This is a genomic window from Pseudoalteromonas sp. L1, assembly GCF_021728095.1.
Lineage (GTDB): Bacteria > Pseudomonadota > Gammaproteobacteria > Enterobacterales > Alteromonadaceae > Pseudoalteromonas.
The window spans coordinates 253,375-271,801 of the sequence record NZ_JAKKCT010000001.1 but is presented as its reverse complement, the minus strand read 5'-3'; the positions used below and the strand labels follow the sequence as shown (position 1 = coordinate 271,801).

Here is an 18,427-nt window from a genome sequence, read left to right as displayed (position 1 = left end):
TAATTAATCTGTATAATTAAGCGATTTCTGCTACATCAGTTAGCCTAACCGCGCCTTCTTTTGTATTTATAATGATGCCGTTCGAACCATTAATGTTCACACTCTCAATATTCTTGAAAGTCGCAATCGGTAAGCTGGTGTAGTCACCATTAACGTTACCCTCGGCTTTGATTTTGTACTCGCCAGGTGGCAAACGTTCGCCATCTTCATTTTCGCCATCCCATTCAAAACGAATTGCACCAGCAGATTGCGCCCCTAGCTCAATGGTTCTAACTAGTTGCCCTGATTCATCTTCAATACGCAGCGTTAACTCATCTACCGGATTTTCTGCAACAACAGAGCCTTTAGATACACCCGTTTCGTTTAAATCCAACATATCTGACTCAAGCAACGCTTGCTTACCTACTAAAGTAGATGCTTGTAGCGCCGAGTTAGATGTCATTGAAGCCGTAAGGGATTCAAATTTACTATTAAGATTTGAAATACCTTCTGCCATAGTAAAGTTTGTCATCTGAGCAATCATTTGATCATTGTCAGCGGGCTTACTCGGGTCTTGAAACGATAACTGTTGAGTTAACAACGAGAAGAAATCTTCTTGTGTTAAAGTGTCATCTTTCTCTTCTGTTTTCGTTTGATTGTCTTGCCAACGTAAGTTATCTAAATACGTGGATGACGCACTGCTGATGTCGTTACTCATAACTTATCCTCGGTTACCGCTGCCCAAGCAACAGTGTTTTACTTAACATTTGCTTTGCTGCATCAGCAACTTGCACATTTGTTTGATAAGAGCGAGAGGCAGAAATCATATTAGCCATTTCTTCTACGACGTTAACATTTGGTTTGTAGATATAACCGTTTTCATCTGCACTTGGATGATTCGGGTTATATTCAATTTGCAGAGGCTTGTCGCTCTCTACAATACCCAGTACTTTAACGCCAACAGAAGAACCCTGAGGATTGCTTTGTGATGCTGACGCTTTTGTAAGCTCAGCGGCAAACACAGGGTGGCGCGCTCGGTAAGTCTCATTTTGACTAGAGCTAATCGTATTTGCATTTGAGATATTACTCGCCGTGGTATTTAAACGCACATTTTGTGCACTCATACCCGTACCTGAAATATCAAAAACATTATATAAACTCATGATTAAGCTCCTTGACTACCGAGGGCTTTTTTAAGGCCTTTAATTTTACTACTCATAAATTGCAGGCTTGCCTGATACTCTAATGAGTTTTGTACATACAAGTTTCGTTCCACTTGTATATCAACAGAGTTACCATCACCTGTATCTGCTTGATTTGGCGTGCGAAACATTTCTGAGTTACCAACAAAACGACTACCACCCGCAAGGTGTTTCTCGTTTGTACGTACCATAGTGTTGCCGCTTTGTTGGTTGCTTTTTGCCGCTTTTAATGCAGATGCAAAATCCACATCTTTTGCCTTGTAGCCCGGCGTATCAGCATTAGCGATATTAGTCGCTAATAACTCAGCACGTTGTGAACGGATCAACATTGCATGGGGGTGAACACCGAATGCTTTATCAAAACTGATAGCCATAACCATCTCCAAAAATTTGACTCTGCATTGGACAATGCAAAAGACAAGCCAAAAATAAAGAGCCTATCAATAAGGTTATAACTAATTGAAAATAAATAAGATATAGCAACCTAATAGTTAGGTTGCTAGAAGGGAATTATTTCTTCTGGTAGATGATACCTGGATTACAACGTACCATATCAAAGCTATCACTTAAGCCCGCCATTGACTCAGATGCGCCTAAAAATAAATAGCCTTTAGGGTTAAGTGCCTGAGCAAATTGCGCAATAATTTTTGCCTTAACCTCTGGTGAAAAGTAAATCAGTACATTGCGGCAAAAAATGATATCAAACTTGCCCATCAAGGCATAAGAATCTAATAAGTTGAGATGCCTAAAACTGACCATTTTTCTTATTGGATCAACCACCTGTGCCATACCATTGCCACTATCCTTAAAGAACTTTTGCCGCCTTTCCATAGACAAGCCTCGAGCGAGTGCAAGTGAGTCGTACTCAGCATTCTTACACATATCAAGCATGGTATTTGAAATATCAGTACCAATAATCTGCGCACCCATTTTTAAAACACCTGGCTGCTTAGATTGAAACTCGGCAACCGACATGGCTATCGAGTATGGTTCCTGACCAGAAGAACTTGCCGCAGACCAGATTTTCACTGGTCTATGCAAGTCTTTAAATTCAGGAAACAATTTAGTTTTAAGTAACTCAAAGGGGTATTGGTCACGGAACCAAAGCGTTTCGTTTGTCGTCATCGCATCAACAACTGCGGCACGTAACTGCCTCTCATGAGGACTTAGCGTTTTGCTCACTAATTGTGATAACGATTCCACACTAAAGCGAGCCATCAATGGTGCGAGGCGACTTTTAACTAAATAAAGTTTGTTATCACCTAACACAATCCCACATTGTTGCTCTAAAAAAGAGCGAAATTGATCGTATTCGCTTTGTTGTAAGTGCTTATTTTCCAAAGTAATACCACCTATAAATTATTAATCACAGTGAACCCATTTTTTAACAGCTGTCGCTAATTCATCAGGGTTAAACTTTGCAATAAAATCATCCGCACCCACTTTTTCAATCATTGCTTGATTAAATACACCACTCAGTGATGTATGTAAAATTACATGTAGCGGCGATAATTTTGGATCGGCTTTTATTTCTGCTGTTAGGGTATAGCCATCCATTTCTGGCATTTCAACATCAGATATCAGTAAACCAACGCGTTCGGTAATATTGTTTTGACAATCAAGTTCAGCAATTTCACGTAGCCTCAGCAATGCTTCTTTACCATTTTTAGCAAGCTCAGTTTGCACACCTAGTGGCTCAAGTGCACGCTTAACTTGATTTCTTGCTACCGCAGAATCATCAGCAATAAAGACGATGCGTTCACCTAAGTCTTTTTGAATTTCGCCCTCGCCCACGACCTCAGCACTGACCTCAGTATTAACAGGGCAGATCTCGTTAAGAATCTTTTCAACATCAAGGATCTCTACCAGCTCGTTCTCTATTTCGGTGACGGCTGTCAAATACGAATAACGGCCAGCGCCCGATGGCGGAGGCATAATTTTTTCCCAGTTCATATTTACAATACGTTCAACACCACCGACTAAAAAGCCTTGAACTGAGCGATTGTATTCCGCAATGATAATAAAACTATCCTTTAAATTCTCGATTGCAGGGCCACCAACAGCCATAGATAAATCGATAACTGAGATAGTTTGACCTCGAATATGGGCCACACCACGGATATAGGCGTTTGATTTTGGCATGTTTGTAAGCGGTGGGCATTGTAAAACCTCTCTTACTTTAAACACGTTAATACCAAAGCGTTGACGCCCTCTGAGTTTGAATAATAGTAATTCAAGGCGGTTTTGCCCAACCAACTGAGTACGCTGGTTAACTGAGTCTAAAATGCCTGCCATTTCAATCTCCTAAAGATAAACAACCAGAGTCGGAACAATAATTGCTTTCTTTGTGTTAAAGCTACATAAGGTTACAAAGCGTCTGTTTTTTGACGCAAAATATTTATACCTTGTTTTCAACCATAAGCATAGTCGAAACATGATGAGTTTGTTAAAAAAAAGCCGAAGATACAGTGTTTTTTATTTTCTTGCTAGCCTGTTGCTTAGTACGCAACTTCAAGCTGAAGTCTATAATCACCAGCAACTTCAACAAATCGCTATCGATTTTATCAGCGAACAAATTACTGATCTGGATTCAACACCACAAGTCAGCGCGCTGCCTCTTGATAGCCGAATTCCAGATAGGCCTTGCCAGTTACCGCTGAGTAAAACCGTTCCGACTGAACCTCCTTTTAATCGGCAGGTAACCGTACAACTTAAATGCGAAGACTTAAATAGTTGGACGCAATATGTACATGTCAGAATTATTGAACTTGAGCCTGTGGTGGTAGTAACAACCAATTTAACTCGTGGAGAGGTCATTAAAGCTGAACATTTACGCCTTGAGATGAAGCCTAAACAATTTGTTCGTACGCAATATATTCAAGATGAGTCAGTGCTAATAGGAAGTCGGAGCAAACGTAATATCCGCAGTGGTCTTCCGATTGTCATGAGCCATATTTGTATGGTGTGCAAAGGGGATAATGTAACCATCATTGCAGCGATACGTGGGCTTAGAATCAAAACAACAGGTGTTGCTTTAGAAGATGGTACGCTTGATGAATTAGTACGTGTAAAAAACAAAAAATCAGGTAAAGTATTAAATGCACGCGTGGATGGTGTCGAGTCTGTACAGGTGAATATTTAATTTTTAATATTTATGTTAAAGTATCTTGTGTGCCTGCCGATACAAAGGCATATGTTGGGTAATGTATAGGTCAAAATAATGGTAAGCAACGTCAATAATAATAGTCAGCAAACATCTGTGTTGACGAATACCAAGCAAAAACAGCTTGATTTACAAAAAGATAACCTTAACACGCAAACGGCTAAATCAGCTGCGCCTAAAGCCAGTGCAGATTCAGTGAGTTTAACACCGCAAGCAAAGCAATTAAAATCTTTGCAAGAAAAGGCTGAGCAGTCATCTGGTTTTGACAGTGCAAAAGTCGCTGAGTTGAAAAAAGCAATCAGCGAAGGAAAGTATCAAATTGATACTGATAAACTAGCAAAGAACATCGCAGCATTCGAGTTTGACGTCTATGGCTGATCATAATCATTTAATTGCCAGCAAATTAACACAGCAAGTCTCTTGTTTAGAGTCTATTGCTGCGCTTTTAGATGATGAGCTAACAGCCATTGCCTCAAAACGAGGTGAAGGTTTAAAAGAGATTGCCCAACAAAAAATCTCCTTATTACAAAAAATTCAAACGCTTGATAAAGAAGTTCAGGTGCTTGTGAGTAAAAATGATGCTCAAGATGAAGACGTTTCTTCACTTATCACGCAGGTGAATGAGCTTCTTACAAATTGTAAAAAGAAAAACGATGTCAATGCACATGCCGCACATCAAGCCCAACTAAGTGTAAAACAATTAAAAGATATTTTAATTGGTGCACCATCGTCTATGACCTATGACCAAGGTGGCAGTGTTATTCAGGGCGAGAATAAAATTGTACATAACCTTAAAGCGTAATGCGTTTAGGTTATCTCTCCTTTATTACAACAATCCCACAAATTGATAGCCCCTCTGAGAAACCACTTTGCTATTTGCCGAAAAGATAGCTCTGTAAACCTGATTATTAACCCAAGTTATTACTTATAAATAACGCGACGTTAAGTCGCGACTACAAGATAAGATTTGCTCGTTAGTATCCTATGCAAAACCTAACGCTATATCTACTAAAATCAGCTGGCTAGGGTCAAAAATAAAGCGCGATTCATCGCGCTTTATTTGTATTTAGTAACTCGTTCTAAATATCGATAGAGTTATTACCTCCTTCGATGAGTTTCTTAATTAACTCCTCAGAGTCATTTTGAATATCATTTGCTGCATCTGATGTCACTTCGGGCTCACCATTAAATGCCAAACTTTGACTTTCGCTCTCAGTATCAAGAGCAAGTACATCTGTTTGCTCACTATCGGTGAGTACATCATCAATACTCAGTTCAAGTGGTGTCGCCCCCTCAGCAATTGTAGAATCTGTACTTGTGTCAGTCATAACCAAACTCAAATCAATACTTTCGCCAAGTGGTTGAGGCTCAGTTCCTTGTGCCACTTGCTCTTCACTCTCATCAAAATCAGCTAACAAAGGTTCACTGCCTAAACCAATAAGTCCCCCATCTGGCTCAGTATCGAGTACCCCAGTGCCCACTAAATCATTTTCAGTATTTTTAACAATGAAGTCACCTGTTACAGGGTCAACAATTGCAAAGTAATATTCATTACCTAAGTCTAATACTGACAAGCTAATAAACCAATCACCATTACTATCTGCGGTTACAGTGGGTGCTGAATTAAGTAAAGATAAATCAACAATATTTAGTAAATTAAGCCCAAGTAAATTAGAACCAATAACATAAACTTCTGTGCCTGGTTCTGCCTCCCCGGAAGCTGATGGGAGAAGAAGTCCTAAAACACCTGGATTATAATTAGTTACATTAAACGCATCTAAACTGGGGTCGTTACTGTAGTCAATGCTAGATATGGTTGTAGTATTGCCTGCGGCATCGGTTGCAGATGCCTCAACATACGCAAGCGTCAGTAACGAGACTGATAAGTTGAGGACTTGCCAATCCCCATTTGCATCAACCGTGGCTGTATAGGGTGCGCTGACGCCTCCTCCAACCAAGTGATTAGTAATTGAGATAACACTGCCCTCAGGTAAATCAGAGGTGCCAGAAAGCGACACAAGGTTACCCAATAAAAAGGATGGCGTGATAGATAGCTCAGGTGCAACCGTATCAACTTCTCCGCCAGTTTTACTGTCTGTTCCAGTATTTCCAGCTTCATCAGTGATACTTACAGCAACAGAATAAGTGCCATCAGCAAGTGCTTGAGTCGCTGTTGCTTGCCAGTCGCCGTTCACATCTGTCACAGCTGCAACACTGTGCGTTACGCCACCAGCTGCGGTGAAAGTAACAATAATATTGCTGTTAGCGAGATCAGACGTACCATTCACTGTGGGTGTTGAATCATTTGTGAGTATCAAACTACTCGCGTTGATACTGATAATAGGTGCAATCGTATCAATCACCGCCGTTGTTGAGATAGAACCATTGTTACCAGCACTGTCTCTCACAACAGCTGTTACTGTGTATGCCCCTTCAGCAAGGTTTTGTGTTGCCTCAACCTGCCATTCAAGGTTTGCATCTAATGTTGTTTCAACACTGTGACTTACTCCCACAGCATCGACAAATGTGACAATAACCAAACTCCCCGCAGCAGCCCCTGTTGCACTACCTGTCACGCTTGGTGTTAAATCACTTGTCACAGCGATTGGATCAATCGTGACATCTGCAGGTGTTATGTCTATGCTGCCCGATGCCGAATCTGTTGCTGTATTACCCGCAGCATCTGTAATACTTGCATCAATTGTATAAGCTCCCTCAGCAAGGGGGGAAGCAAGTGCAACAGACCAATTACCACTTGCACCAACAATTGCACTCGCTGTGACTTCATTATTAAGCGCATCTGTTACGGTTATTGATACCAGGGTACCTTGCGGAGCATCACTCGTGCCACTGATCGTAGGAGTTGTATCATTTGTTACATCTGGCGTATTAACACTAAATAGAGGTGCCGTTAGGTCGATTTCACCACTGCGTGTGGCAGTGCCTGTTAACCCGCCTTCGGTCACACTCGCTGTAATACTAAAACTACCTTCGCTTAATGGTGTCGATAATTGCACACTCCATACCCCCCCTGTTACGGTGGCCAAGACGGTCTGAATGTTGCCAAGTGCATCTTCTACATTCACAGTCACCTGCGTGGTGTCTGTGGCATCACTGGTGCCAGAAATAGTCGGTGTTGTATTGTTCGTCACTGTTAGTGCGTCAACAGCGATAGTAGGTGCATTACTATCAAGAGTCGCTGTTTCAGTGGCCGTTGTCGTATTACTGGCTGCATCAGTAATGCTTGCAGTAATACTGACTGCCCCATCTGTTAAAGCAGGTGATACATCGACAGACCAACTACCATCTGCTTGCACTGTTGCAGTAAGTGGATAAGTATTGCCGTCATTTTCAACGGTTATGTTCACCGTGCTTCCCTGTGGTTCACTCGTTGTCCCACTAATGGTTGGTGTAGTGTCGTTTATTGTGCCAAGACCATTAATGACAAGGATTGGCGCGAAGGTGTCAATTGCACCGGTATCTGAGGCACTACCTGAATTGCCCGCAGAGTCGATAATACTCGCGGTCACACTATAGTTACCATCAGGCAAATCACTAGGCGTTACTTGCCAAGTACCATCGATTTGTACTGTTGCCGTCAATGTTTGAGTATCGCCATTACTATCAGTAACGTTAATATCGACAAGCGTACCTTGTGGTTCTGTCGATGTTCCAGAAATAACTGGCGTACTTGAGTTACCTAATACAAGCGGATCCAGTGTGACAACAGGATCAACCGTATCGACAGTAATGGGGGTTGTTACTGTTTGCGTATTATTAGCATCATCCGTAATTGTGGCAGTAATTGTGTAGCTGCCATCGCTAATATCAAGGGGAACAACAAACTGCCACGTTCCATCACTTGCCACTGTCGTTGTAATTGTTTGCCCTGCCACTTCGACAACGACCGTACCGCCAATTTCATTACTACTGCCTGAAATCGTTGGTCGAACATCTGAAGTAGCGCCAATATCGTTAATAACTAGGCTTGGGGTTACACTGTCTAGCACACCCGAAGCCTGCTCCGTGGTTAAATTACCTACTTCATCGCTAACCGACGCTGTCACCGTGAAGCCACCTTCTGCAAGCGCTGAAGGGACATCAACAGACCATGTTTGGTCATTTAATACTGTCGCTGTAAAGCTTTGCGATCCACCTGCACTATCAGTGACGGTAATGTTAATAACAGTACCTTCTCCCATATCAGTTGTTCCTGAGATAGTCGGCGTCGTGTCATTTGTTAAAGAATCAACATTAAGTGTTAATACAGGAGCAACATTATCAAAATTTAATGTACTCACAGTGGCGGTGTTCCCTGCTTCATCCGTGGCAGTGGCCGTTACGTAAGCTAAGTTAAGTAGCGGTACAGTGATATTTGCAACCTCCCAATCGCCATTCGCATCAGTGGTAGCCGTATAAGTTGCGCCCACTAAGCCGCCTACTAACTGCTCAGTAATGGTAATGACACTGCCTTGAGGTAAATCAGATGTGCCAGATAGCCCTACTAAATTACCTAATAGGAACGAAGGTATAATGCGAATATCAGGTGCAATAGTATCAACAACACCACTATCAGATGCTGTGCCGGTGTTGCCCGCATTATCTTGAACTGTCGCTGATACGGTATAGCTACCGTCGGCAAGCGCTTGACCTGCATCTGCACTCCAGTTACCTGATGCATCTGTGGTTACGGTAACAATATGACTAACACTGTTAGCATCTAAAAAGGTCACGTCTAGTTGCGTGTTTGCTAAATCAGACGTACCGGTTACTGTCGGTGTATTATCGTTAGTTAATTCAGGTGCATCAATAGTGATATTAGGCGCAGTAAGGTCTACATTTCCTGTTTCTGTATCCGTGCCTTGATTACCAGCAGCATCCTCGAGTGTCGCATTAACAGTGTATTCACCCTCAGCCAATGGTGTGGTTACCTCAACCGACCACATACCGCCAGGTTGTATTTGCGTGGTAACGATTTGCTCTTGCCCTGCACCATCTGTAATGGTTAGTGTAACAAGCGTACCTACTGAAGCGCCGCTACTTTGCCCACTGATCAGTGGTGTTACGTCTGTTGTATCAGAGAGTGGATCAATCACGATTGTTGGCACAGTCGTATCTATTAAGCCTGTTTCAGTTGCCGTACCTTCGTTACCTGCAACATCAAATACACTGGCGTTAACTGTAAAACTGCCCTCTGCTAATGCTATGCTCGGCGAAACCGACCATGTGCCATTAGCCTGCACAGTCGCGGTGATCGTTTGGATGCCGCCAAGTGAATCCGTGACTTCTAATGTAACGGTACTGCCAGCACTTGCATCAGTGATCCCACTAATTGTTGGTGTATCGTCATTTGTACTGCCTATATTGTTAATACTGATAGTAGGTGCTGTTAAATCAACAGCGCCTATCGCTGACGCCTCACCATCAACACCTCCAACGGTAACCGTTGCCGTCACTGTGAAATTACCCTCTGCTAATGCTGTAGGTGGTGTCACAGACCAAATGCCATCAAGAAGAGTCGCAGTTAATGTTTGTGGCGGGTTAGTACCATCATCAATCACTACGGTCACTGTCGAGCCGTTTGGCGCCGAAGTAGTACCTGTGATTGTAGGAGTTGTGTCATTCGTATCGGCTATCGCATCAACTGACATACTCGGCGCGCTGATGTTAACAGTGAAGTCACTTGAGGCGCTGGCAGTATTACCTGCAGGATCTGCGACTGTGGCTACAACAGTATAGTCATCATCAGCTAATACCATAGATGTAACCGACCAATCTCCATTGCTATCAACGACAGCCGTTAAAGACACATCAACGTTATTAGAATCAGTCACAATCAGAGATATTTGTGTGCCTTGCGGCTCTGTTGAGGTACCACTAATTGTAGGTGTGTTTGTGTTTACAGTACCAAGACTGTTAATCGAAATCGCAGGGGCAACAGTGTCTATATTACCGGTGCCTGATGCTGTGCCAATATTGCCGGCATCATCGGTTATGCTCGCTGAAACGGTGTAATTACCATCAGGGAGTGAAGGCGCCTCTACTTGCCAATCACCATTTGCATCAACCGTTGCGGTTAAATCATACGTATCACCATTGATATCGGTCACTGTAAGGTTGACAACTGTTCCTGCTGCCTCACCAGATGTGCCGCTTAATAATGGCGTGCTATCGTTTCCTAATCCGTTATTATTCACAGTGACTATAGGCAAGGTAATATCAATATCACCTGTCGCGTTTTGGGTTGTCGTATTACCTGCATCGTCACTGACTGATGCAGTAACAGTGTAACTTCCTTCAGCTAAACCATTTGGCACTTCTACAGACCATGTGCCATCGCTTGCCACTGTTGCACTAATTTGCTGTGTCCCATTGCTATCAGTTACTTCTATATTAATGGTCGCACCTATTTCGTCACTGGTGCCACTCAGTACAGGTGTTACATCATTGCCACTCCCAACGCCATCAAGCGTTAAACTCGGTGCTACAGTATCAATAACGCCACTGGCTGTTTCTGTTGTGGTATTACCAAAACTATTTTGTACACTGGCACTGACAGTAAATGTGCCATCTGCCAGTATCACATTCGGACTGATTGACCATTCACCATTTGCATTCACAGTCGCATTGAGTGTTTGACTATTACCTGCTTGGTCAGTAACAACAACGGTTACTTGCGCGCCTTGGTCAGCATCAGTGGTGCCCGAAATAAGGGGAGTATTATCATTAGTTAAAGCATCTACACTGACAGTTAAAATCGGCGGTGTATCATCAAAGTCAGTTGTAGTAATTGTTGTGACATTACCTGCAGCATCTGACGCGGTTGCTGTAATAGATGCCAAATTAACAATAGGCACACTCAACCCCGTTAATGACCAATTCCCATTAGCATCTGTTGTCACGGTTGTTGTGACTGCTGGTGCACCAATTAAATTTTGAGTAACCGTAACCACACTTCCTGCCGGTAAATCTGATGTACCACTCAAAGTAATCAATTGACCTAATAATAAGGTAGGTTCAAAGGCAAGCTGTGGAGGAATTGTATCAATCACACCGCTATCAGTATCAGTACCTGTATTACCGGCAGCATCCGTTACGCTTGCTGAAACATTATAACGACCATCTGCGAGTGACTGCGAAGCCTCTGCACTCCAGTTTCCGTTACTGTCCGTTTGCACGACAACAATATGACTATCGCCATTCACATCCGTAAATGTTACTTCAACACTTGCATTCGCTAAATCAGAGGTACCAGTTACAAGTGGCGTATCATCATTTGTTAGGAAAGGACCATTAACTGAGACAAGAGGTGCAGTTAAGTCGACAACGCCTGTGGCAGTGTCTGAAGCTGTATTGCCTGCCGTGTCTGCGACAGTGGCTTCAACGGTGAAAGTACCTTCAGCTAACCCTGTCTCTACTTCAACAGACCAATTACCATTGGCACCAACAACCGCTGCTAATGATTGAGTATTTCCAGCGCTATCAGTCACTTGTAAAGTAACAACACTACCAATAGCCAAGCCTGAAGCTTGTCCAGATATAAGTGGGGTAATATCCGTAGTATCAGCCAGTGCATCAATACTGACTGTTGGTGGCGTTATGTCAACAAGACCTTGGGCTGTTGCATCACCAGTTATACCATTAACAGTAACGGAAGCTGATACAGAAAATGCCCCTTCACTTAATGGCGATGTGACATTGGCTACCCAAATTCCATTTTGAACGACGGCGGATAAGGCTTGCAAATTACTGTTACTGTCTTCGACAATAATAGACACCACGGTACCGTTAGGCGCATCCGATGTACCACTGATGGTTGGTGTAGTGTCATTGGTATCGTTAATTGTATCAATTGAAAGACTTGGCGCACTGGCATTTAAAACAAACGAACTTGTTGCTACAGCTTCATTGCCCTGCGCATCAGTAATCGACGCTACAATATCAAATGTACCATTTTGTAATTCTTCAGGTACCTCAGCAGCCCACGTGCCACCGCCACTGACAATGGCAGTAAAAACATAACTATCAACCCCGTTACTTACCGTCAGTTGTACAACACTGCCAGCAGGTTCATTTGTTGTACCACTGATAATTGGTGTAGGGTCATTGACTGTGCCAAGGTTATCAATTGTTATTAGTGGTGCTGTAGAATCTAATGTGCCTATCTCAGTATCGAGCCCTGTATTACCTGCGTTATCAGTCACGCTTGCAGTTACTGAAAAATTACCTTCGCTGACAGGTGTTGTAACTTGTACAACCCAATTACCTTGTGCATCCAGCGTTGTTGTGTAAGTTTGGCTGTTATTCACAGAATCAAACACGGTTACTGTCACTGTACTTCCCGCTAAGGCACCTTCTGCTGAACCTGTGATGATTGGCGTACTATCGTTTGTGACACCAATTTCATCAATAGAAACCACAGGCGCAGTGATATCAATAATACCGCTAATAACTTCGTTAGCCGTATTTCCAACAGAGTTTGTCACAGTCGCATCAATCGAAACTTCACCTTCAGCAAGCGCGGTAGGCACCTCAATACTCCATGATCCATCAGGGCCGACTTGAGTCACAAAGCTCTGCACAGGTCCCGAGGCAGGCGTAACAACAACCGTGATTACGTTCCCTGGAGCAGCATTGATTGTCGTCCCTGAAATGGTTGGGGTGGTATCATTTGTTTCACCGATTGCATCAATAGTAATGGTGAGTAATGATGAATCAATTAACCCATTTGCAGTTGCAGAAGCTTGGTTTCCAGCTGCATCTGCAACTGTTGCGGTGACGGTATACTGACCTTCACTAAGCTCTGTAGCAGCATCAACTGAAAAACCACCATTGATGTTTGTCACTGCGCTTAATTCTTGACTATTACCATTTGCATCAACCACAACAATGGTCACCGCAGTGCCTTCGTCAACACCTTCAACGACACCTGAAATAGTCGGAGTTGTATCAGCGCTACTGCCAGGATCGTCTAATGTAATTATCGGTGCGGTTAAATCTATAATGCCTTGTGCAGTATCTGTTGCTTGATTACCAGCCAGATCGTTTACCGTAGCCGTAATTGTAAACGGCCCTTCAACAATGGCTTGGTTGGCACCAACTTGCCAACTATTATCAGCATTAACGGTGGCAGTTAATGTTTGTTGATTGCCGTTACTATCCACTAAAGTTACTGTTACTTGCGTACCAACATCAACACCACTCACCACCCCAGAAATAATAGGCGTTACGTCATTTGACGGGGTAAAATCATTAATTTCTATAGTTGGTCCAGTTAAATCAATCACACCGACTTCGGTATCCTGCGCAGTATTACCAGCTGCATCTTGCGTTTGGGCTACAACAGTAAACTCTCCCTCAGCAAGGGGCTCGGTTAGGGTTATTGACCAACTACCATCAGCATTTGTCGTGGTTATGAAAGTCTGCTGCGCTCCGCTACTATCGGTCACAGTAATCGTGACTTCAGTGCCGGCATCTAGGGTTTGTGTTGTGCCATCTATAGTAGGCGTTAAATCATTAACATCACCTATGGTATTAATTGTTATTATTGGCGGTGTTAAATCAACTGTACCCGTTGCTGTGGCCGTACTATTATTACCAGCCTCATCGCTAACACTCGCAGTAACGGTGTAGTCCCCTTCAGCTAAATCATTTATAACATCAACTTGCCAATTACCATCTGCATCCGTTGTTGTTGTGAGTGTTTGTGCATTACCGCCACTGTCTGTGACCAGTAATGTCACTGTTGTTCCTGCAGGAACATCTAAAACGGAGCCTGAGATAGTCGGCGTCGTGTCATTAGTATCATTTAATGTGTCTATAAAAATAATAGGATCAGTTAAGTCTATTTCGCCTATTTCAGTCGCGGTTGCCGTATTACCAACCGCATCCGTCACTGTTGCTGTAACAGTGAACGTTCCTTCAACCAGCGGTGTTGTTGCTTCTACTGACCAATCCCCGTTTGCATCGGTAATCACTTGTAGTGTTTCTGTAGCCCCATCACTACCAATGAACGTAACGGTAACCACTGTACCTGCATCAACATCTTGAGTTGAGCCTGTCACTACAGGGGTCGTATCGTTTGTATCAATAATAAAGTTAATGCTAACCGTTAAATCGACATTCCCAACCGCTGTCGCCTGTGCTTCATTGCCCTGAGGATCCAGAACAGTTGCTACAATAGTAAAGTCCCCCTCAGGAAGCGCTTCTGTCATTTGCAGTGACCAGCTACCATCAGCTTGAGTAACTGCAAGCAAGTTAATGACTTGTCCATTACTGGCGGTGATCATCAGCATGATGGTTGTGCCCGCCGCAACTCCTTCGGTTTGGCCGCTAAGAAATGGCGTTGGGTCATTGCTATCAGCAATTGAGTTGATTGTTATTGAAATTGGAGAAAATGCGATTTCTCCATTGGCATTGGCCGACGCACTATTACCCACAGGATCCACCACTGTCGCGATAGCGGTAAATGCACCTTCAGGAAATCCCGCCGTCGCATCTACCGTGTAACTACCATCAGCGCCAACAATAGCCGTAAATATCTGTGACTGACCATTACTATCAACCACTTGAATACGTACTTGAGTTCCTTCTGGCACATCATCAACCCGTCCTACAAATGTAGGTGTGGTATCGTTAGTGTCGGCAATCGCGATAAGCGTAATATCAGGCGGCGTTAAATCAATGAGGCTGCTATCAGTATCAACTCCCTCATTACCTACTTCGTCAATTGCTGAGGCGACAACATTGTATAGCCCTTCAGAAAGATCTTGCGCTGTTATGCTCCAATTACCCTGTTCATCAACTTGAGTCACAATGGTTTGTACTCGTCCTTGGCTATCAGTCACAGTGATTGTGACATCTCCACCCACTTCAATGCCTGAAACAGTGCCCGAAATCTCAACATTAGGTGAAGCAGAGTCATTAAGCGCATTGAGCTGCACTTGAGGGCCCGTTGTATCTATATTTGCCAAGATATTATCATTCAGTGGATTACCGTTAGGATCGATCACATCCACATCAATCACAATGGGTCCGTCTGGTAAGGGGTCTAGCGGTGTAGTCGTAAAGGTACCATCAGGCTGGACAATCACAGTAACAACTTGAGTGTTGCCATTCACATCAGTGACTGTGACAGTTAATGTCTCACCTACAAGATTCTCTGTTATACCCGAAATAACCGGTTGAGGATTGTTCGAATTGCCGATTTCATTAACGCTTAATGTTGCCAAAGCGTCATTAGGTACAACACCATCGGTGGTATCCCTTGGCGTAAAAATGCCATCACTACTTGCATTTAGGCTGTCATCAAATGTTAAACCTGAGGGATCTATTCCTTCTGCAATACGAGCAAGCTCAACAAAGGACGTGCCACCACCTGACGTAGCACCACCAGTGCCGCCCGCTGCGGTTGCTTCTAAATTCTCAAGAATGTCTCCATCACCTTCTAAGGCTTGTAGAAAGTCGCTGATATCGCCAGTTGCTTGTTGCTGAGGTGGCGTTGAGTTTGCTTGGTTTAAACTTGCAATCGCATCATCTATAGACTCATCAAACACCGTATTTTCAGAACTATCTTGATTGCCTTTAGCAACTAAATCGGGAGTAATTGTGATTCTTTTACTGGCCGGTATTGATAATGATTCGCCCTGTACATCTATTGTTAAAGTCGACTTTTCAGCCGTTACAACAGTGTCACCCACGGTGATCACATCACCCACTTCAAGTGCCTTGATAGAGCCATCGGCTTGGATAACCCCCGCAGACCCTTGAACATCGATAACTAATAACTGATTTGCATCCATTTGCTGTTCCCCAACGTACCAGTAATACTTTTATATAAGTAAAGCCTAGTAAACAATCAGTACTTAGTTACTGGACTATGGTACAGGTCAGCCACTTATTTAATACTATTTAACCATTAAAACAGGGACATAAATTCAAAATAAAAGTTTAAATTTAAACAATAGTAGTAGTTGCAGTATTTCAAAATGTTAGCTAAACCTTAACTTAGCGTGAATAAAATTTAGTCAAAAAAGAGGATAATATGGCTATAAATAAACAGTTCACTAATAGAAAACTCACCAGTGCTATCGCTTTATTTTTTGTTGCAAACGGATGTATTTTAAATGCTCAAGCAGAGCAAACCTCATCTATGCCACTTAATTATGTCGCCGATAAAGCCATTGCAAGCAACCCAGAAGTCCAACAAGCATGGCATGCATTTAAAGCGTCGATGCATGGCATTGATGCAGCACGCTCAGGCTACTTACCAACGGTAGATGTATCTGCAAGTGCAGGATATGAAAAGCGAAATTATGGTATTGATGAGGAGTTTAATCGTAATACAGCTGAATTAACGCTAGGACAGATGCTTTATGATGGCTTTCGAACTTCGAACACGGTAAGACGCTTTGAACGCATTCAGCTAATTCGTTACTTTGAGCTCCTTACTCAAGCTGAGCAAACAGCACTTGAAGCTAGTGTCGCATACTTAGATGTACAAAAATTTACCGAACTGGTGCAACTTGCAGAAAACAACCTACAAGAACACCAATCGGTGTACCAACAAATTGAACAAAGTGTTGGGGCCGGTGTGGCACGTGCCGCTGACTTAGAACAAATTAGTGGTCGTTTATCACTTGCTCAATCAAATGTCATGACCGAATATGCAAACTTACATGATGTAAGCGCTCGCTATTTACGTATTGTTGGCGAATTGCCGACCAAAGGAGTTGTTAAAGCAAAACTCAGTGACGATGCTATCCCTATTTCTATCAATCAAGCACTGGATCTGGCTTATAAAAACAGCCCTAACTTTTATGCTTCTTTATATAATATAGAAGCGCAACAAGCTAACGCCGACTCACAACGCGCCGCTTTTCATCCTAATGTCGATTTATCAGCACGTTACGGTATGCAAGACCGAAACGAGCTGGGGTTAGATGAAACACAATCTGAAGCACGAGTGGGTATTGATATTAGCTATAATCTCTACAGTGGTGGTCGTGATAGTGCTAACTTAGATCAAGCGTACCAAGAGGTTAATGTTGCGAAATACCAACGTGATCAAACCTGTATCGAAATAAGACAAAATCTTCAAGTGGCTTACAACAATGTACTCGTGCTGCAAAGTAAAATCCCTTCTTTAGAAAACCATAAAAATTCTTCTAATAAGGTAAAATTTGCGTATAAAGATCAGTTTGATATTGGTCAGCGCACCTTACTTGATGTACTTGACGCAGAGAACGAATCATTTCAGTCAAATAGAGCCTATACAGCGGCACTTTACGACCGTCAAACTGCGATCTTAACCATGCTTGCAGAGATGGGTAAGTTACTAGAAACATTGAATGTAAAATCTGACAAGTTCCCATCAATAAGTGAACTTACCGATGATCCAATTGCGCATAATGCTGAGTATGTTTGCCCTAAATACGATGTTGCAGCAACATTGGGACGACAAGCGTTTTTGCAAGAAAAAAAGAAGCAAGATAACGCATATATGAGTGTGACTGCGATGCCAAGTTATTTGAACATTCCTGCCACACCAGCACCACAGGCACCCATAACAACCTTTGCTGATGATGACAATGATGGTATTGCAAATGAGCAAGATGACTGCCCATCGACCCCAGCATTTACAGAAGTCGATGACAGAGGTTGCACAAAATACCGCAGTAATACCAGTAATGTCGAAATTGGTATTCCTTTTCTCGCTGATTCAAGTGTAGTGCGCCCTGAATATATGCAAGAAATCGCCAGATTAGCTGAATTTTTGAAGGAGCACCCTACTAAGCATGTGGAAATTCAAGGGCATGCATCATTAGAAGGCCCTGCCCTTTACAATCGCAAGCTATCAGAAAAGCGCGCTTTCTCTGTCGCAGAGCTACTTATCCAGCAATATGGTATTGCGCCTAATCGCGTCACATCTTTAGGCTATGGAATAGATCAGCCAAGAATTAACGAAATTTCCGTTCGCGCAAATGCAGCAAATCGTCGCATAGAAGCTGTCATTACGGAGGCTGGCAATCGCTCAGCTACAGCACAAAATGGTTGGTCTTAGGCTAAGCAGTAAATTAATGTA

At 42.9% G+C, this 18,427-nt stretch carries 10 protein-coding genes; 4 read left to right on the top strand and 6 right to left on the bottom strand.

Features of this window, described 5'->3' with window-relative positions:
- Positions 1 to 16: 16 nt before the first annotated feature.
- The 5 genes from L3V38_RS01195 to L3V38_RS01175 form a co-directional block, all read right to left on the bottom strand.
- Positions 17 to 697, bottom strand: a complete 681-nt coding sequence (locus L3V38_RS01195) for a flagellar hook assembly protein FlgD (protein WP_130150459.1) — start codon at positions 695 to 697, stop codon at positions 17 to 19.
- Positions 698 to 710: 13 nt separating this feature from the next.
- Positions 711 to 1,142, bottom strand: a complete 432-nt coding sequence (gene flgC, locus L3V38_RS01190; protein ID WP_062569703.1) for a flagellar basal body rod protein FlgC — start codon at positions 1,140 to 1,142, stop codon at positions 711 to 713.
- A 2-nt stretch (positions 1,143 to 1,144) separates the two neighbouring features.
- Entirely contained in the window at positions 1,145 to 1,555 is a 411-nt protein-coding gene (flgB, locus tag L3V38_RS01185; protein WP_062569702.1) for a flagellar basal body rod protein FlgB, read from the bottom strand.
- Positions 1,556 to 1,691: 136 nt separating this feature from the next.
- Positions 1,692 to 2,522, bottom strand: a complete 831-nt coding sequence (locus L3V38_RS01180) for a protein-glutamate O-methyltransferase CheR (protein WP_130150458.1) — start codon at positions 2,520 to 2,522, stop codon at positions 1,692 to 1,694.
- 21 nt (positions 2,523 to 2,543) lie between these two features.
- Positions 2,544 to 3,476 (bottom strand): chemotaxis protein, encoded by a 933-nt coding sequence (locus L3V38_RS01175; RefSeq protein WP_130150457.1) that lies wholly within the window; start codon positions 3,474 to 3,476, stop codon positions 2,544 to 2,546.
- Positions 3,477 to 3,618: 142 nt separating this feature from the next.
- On the opposite strand from L3V38_RS01175, the gene flgA reads away from it, so the two are divergent.
- The 3 genes from flgA to L3V38_RS01160 all read left to right on the top strand — a co-directional run bounded on the left by flgA (position 3,619) and on the right by L3V38_RS01160 (position 5,146).
- A complete protein-coding gene (gene flgA, locus L3V38_RS01170) occupies positions 3,619 to 4,323 on the top strand; it encodes a flagellar basal body P-ring formation chaperone FlgA (protein WP_130150575.1) in 705 nt (234 codons plus the stop codon).
- Positions 4,324 to 4,401: 78 nt separating this feature from the next.
- A complete protein-coding gene (gene flgM, locus L3V38_RS01165; protein WP_130150456.1) occupies positions 4,402 to 4,722 on the top strand; it encodes a flagellar biosynthesis anti-sigma factor FlgM in 321 nt (106 codons plus the stop codon).
- Positions 4,715 to 5,146: a flagellar protein FlgN gene (locus L3V38_RS01160; protein WP_130150455.1), complete on the top strand. Its 432-nt coding sequence runs from the start codon at positions 4,715 to 4,717 to the stop codon at positions 5,144 to 5,146. Before flgM ends, L3V38_RS01160 begins: the two co-directional genes overlap by 8 nt.
- A gap of 277 nt (positions 5,147 to 5,423) precedes the next feature.
- Here the strand turns inward: L3V38_RS01160 and L3V38_RS01155 are convergent, their stop codons facing one another.
- Positions 5,424 to 16,145 (bottom strand): Ig-like domain-containing protein, encoded by a 10,722-nt coding sequence (locus L3V38_RS01155; protein WP_237118124.1) that lies wholly within the window; start codon positions 16,143 to 16,145, stop codon positions 5,424 to 5,426.
- A 242-nt stretch (positions 16,146 to 16,387) separates the two neighbouring features.
- On the opposite strand from L3V38_RS01155, the gene L3V38_RS01150 reads away from it, so the two are divergent.
- Positions 16,388 to 18,406 carry a TolC family outer membrane protein gene (locus tag L3V38_RS01150; RefSeq protein WP_237118123.1) on the top strand — a complete coding sequence of 673 codons (2,019 nt, stop codon included), beginning with the start codon at positions 16,388 to 16,390 and terminating at the stop codon, positions 18,404 to 18,406.
- The last annotated feature ends 21 nt before the right edge of the window (positions 18,407 to 18,427 follow it).